Consider the following 2,769-nt stretch of genomic DNA (forward strand, 5'->3'; position numbering starts at 1 on the left):
AAATTATCTATTCCTTTAACATTTACGATATCATTCCATTCTAAATCAGTTTTACTAAATTCGTCGATATCTTCAATTTTAGCAGCGAAGGGAAATGTTAATTCGGATTTCAAAAACTCATACCATTTGTCTTCCTGTACCTCAATTTTTTTAGAACGAATATCCTTTAAAAACTTCTCTATCTTTTCTTGATAAGAATTCATTCTACAAATCCCAGTCAGCATCATTCTGATAAGATTCCACTTCTTCCAGCCAGAATTTCTTTTCATCTTTGATAAATTCTTTCATTCCTTCCAGGTCATCATCATCTATTTTCCCGATCTCATTCAGGTAAGTATAGAATTTTTTAAAACTGGCGATATTTTCTTGAATCGTATATTTACTGGACCAACTTGCTTTCCTGATGAAGTAATCTCCCAGAAAAAGACCAATATGAATAATTCCCTCTACCGGAGTTTCAGCTTCATAATGAAGAAGAAAACTATTTATATAAAAATCGATATTTAAAAGATGGTTTTTTATTGTTTTTGATTTCAGTTTTTTGGTTTTCAGCCATTCTTCAAAATCAGACAGTAGCAATTTATTTTCTTTTTCAATTTTTTCAACTTTTGCTTCCCATTCTTTATATTCTTTGTCGTTCATATTTGTGTCCTACTTTTTAATCATGGAGAGCACGCAACAAATCTCCTCTCGAGAGGAGTCCTCCGGCAACTGCCGGAGGGAGGTGTGTTTCCATTAAATCCCTTTAATCCCTGAATTAATTCATTCGGAATATTTTCAAACCTTCCCTTTAATCTCCTTCTCCACTTTCAGAGCAAGATTATCAACTTTTTCCAGCAATTCTTCCGCTTGTGTCATAATATCGAATTTGAATTTTTCATCCTCGATACTTCCCATATTTATTTTCACATTCAAGTAAGCACCTTTCGCGGCAGCATTAGCAGTAATCGCAGCAACTCCCGCATCAGAAAGAGCATTTTCATTCCCGATCTTCCCGATCTTTCCGGCAAGTTGAGCAGCTTCAAGTGCGATCTTCAAAGTTTCGAGCGGAACCATAATTGCGTTTTTTGTTGCCTTCTGAATGGCGTCATTTCGGATTGATCTGTCTTCATCTGATTTTTTAGGAAGACGCGTCGCATCCATCATTTCATAAAATGCTTGAGTGTCCAAATCAATCGCATAAAGAGAGCGTTCCTTAATATCCTGCCCGATTTCAGCTAATTCTTTTGCTTCTTCCCAGACTTTTTCATAACCTTTTTTCCCGATCGTCAAGTTGGAAACCATAGCAGATAATGCACCCGACATCGCAGAACAAAGAGCAGCAACGCTTCCTCCGCCTGGAGCAGGAGAATCTGTGGAAAGTTCATCTGCAAAATCGGTGAGGGTTTTGTTGATCAGATTATCTTTTTCTGCAATCGCATATTCGATAACTTTTTCATTGATATCGAAAGGAGTAAGATCATCCAGCCCCATCGATTGCACTGCGGTTTCAATGATCATTTTCTCGGGTAATCCGGCACTTTCACCGAGTCTTTTCAGATAGAATTTACCGGAATTCAAGATCGCTTCTTTAGGAATTAATCCGACCAGTTCACTTCCTGTAACCTGGATTCCTTTTTCAATCGCTAATTCCCGAACTTTTTCCAAAATTGCATGTGGTGGTGTGATCTTATAATTCGTCATATTGATACTGATTTGAGCGCGATTATATTCTTCGATAAACCAGCCGACAGCTTTACAATATTTGAAAATTCCGGGTTGACGAACTTTTTTACCGTTTTCATCTCTTACAAATTTGTTGTTTTTATCTCTTTTAAAGCGTCCTGCTTCTCGGATCGTGAGGGCAAGATCGTGTGCTTTTTTCTTGTCACGAGTATTCAAATTGATATTGTAGGCGATCAGGAACTCGCGAGCAGAAATCGCTGTTGCTCCGGTTTTTGGATTGAATTTTTGCGGACCGAAATCCGGTTTCCAATATGGATCTTTCATTTTTTCCGGAAGTGCTTCATATTCACCTTTGCGAACTTCCGCCAGATTTCTCCATTCCGGTTTGGTAGCTGCATATTCATAAAAATAGACAGGAATTCCCAGTTCTTCTCCAACTCTTTTTCCCAATCGATGAGCATATTCGACGCAATCTTCCATCGTAACTCCGGAAACCGGAACGAATGGACAAACATCGGTTGCTCCCATTCTGGCGTGTGCTCCGTGATGTTTGCTCATATCGATTATTTCTGAAGCCTTTTTGATTGCTTGAAAGGCAGCTTCAATCGCAGAATCAGGATCTCCGACAAAAGTTACGACAGTTCTGTTCGTATCTGCTCCCGGATCGACATCCAATAAAAATGCTCCTTTCACTGATTTGATTACATCTGTGATCTGATCAATGATCTTCAGATCGCGTCCTTCACTGAAATTGGGAACGCATTCGACTATCTTCATTTTTTCCCTCCGATTTATAGAACACAGATAACACGGATATTACGGATAATCACTGATGATTTGTTTTTATTCTGTGTCATTTTTGTCCTTAATGTATTTTTTTCAATTTGCAAAAGCTATCATTCTTAAAAGAATCTTTATTGTGCTTTGCTCAAACAGGATTGTTTGATTTACTTTTTGATCTGTGTAAATCCGTATAATCCCTGTCATCAGTGTTCTATATTATTTTCTCAACTGGCAAAAGAACGATTTTTCCGATCTCATCTTTAACAAAATCCACACCGGAGTTTTTTAATTCTTCCAGCATAAAATCAATCTGATCCTGTT

Annotated in this window: 3 protein-coding genes; all 3 read right to left on the minus strand. The window is 37.7% G+C overall.

Going from position 1 to position 2,769, the window contains the following annotated elements; translation table 11 throughout:
- Positions 1 to 269: hypothetical protein (locus ENL20_04135; protein HHE37745.1), on the minus strand; the 269-nt coding region annotated here is incomplete at its 3' end.
- Positions 205 to 642 carry a recombinase gene (locus ENL20_04140; protein ID HHE37746.1) on the minus strand — a complete coding sequence of 146 codons (438 nt, stop codon included), beginning with the start codon at positions 640 to 642 and terminating at the stop codon, positions 205 to 207. The genes ENL20_04140 and ENL20_04135, both read right to left, overlap by 65 nt.
- Before the next feature lie 135 nt (positions 643 to 777).
- On the minus strand, positions 778 to 2,442 hold the full coding sequence (ftcD, locus tag ENL20_04145) for a glutamate formimidoyltransferase (protein ID HHE37747.1): 1,665 nt from the start codon (positions 2,440 to 2,442) through the stop codon (positions 778 to 780).
- Positions 2,443 to 2,769: the final 327 nt, after the last annotated feature.

This window comes from Candidatus Cloacimonadota bacterium (assembly GCA_011372345.1).
Taxonomy (GTDB): Bacteria; Cloacimonadota; Cloacimonadia; order Cloacimonadales; family TCS61; genus DRTC01.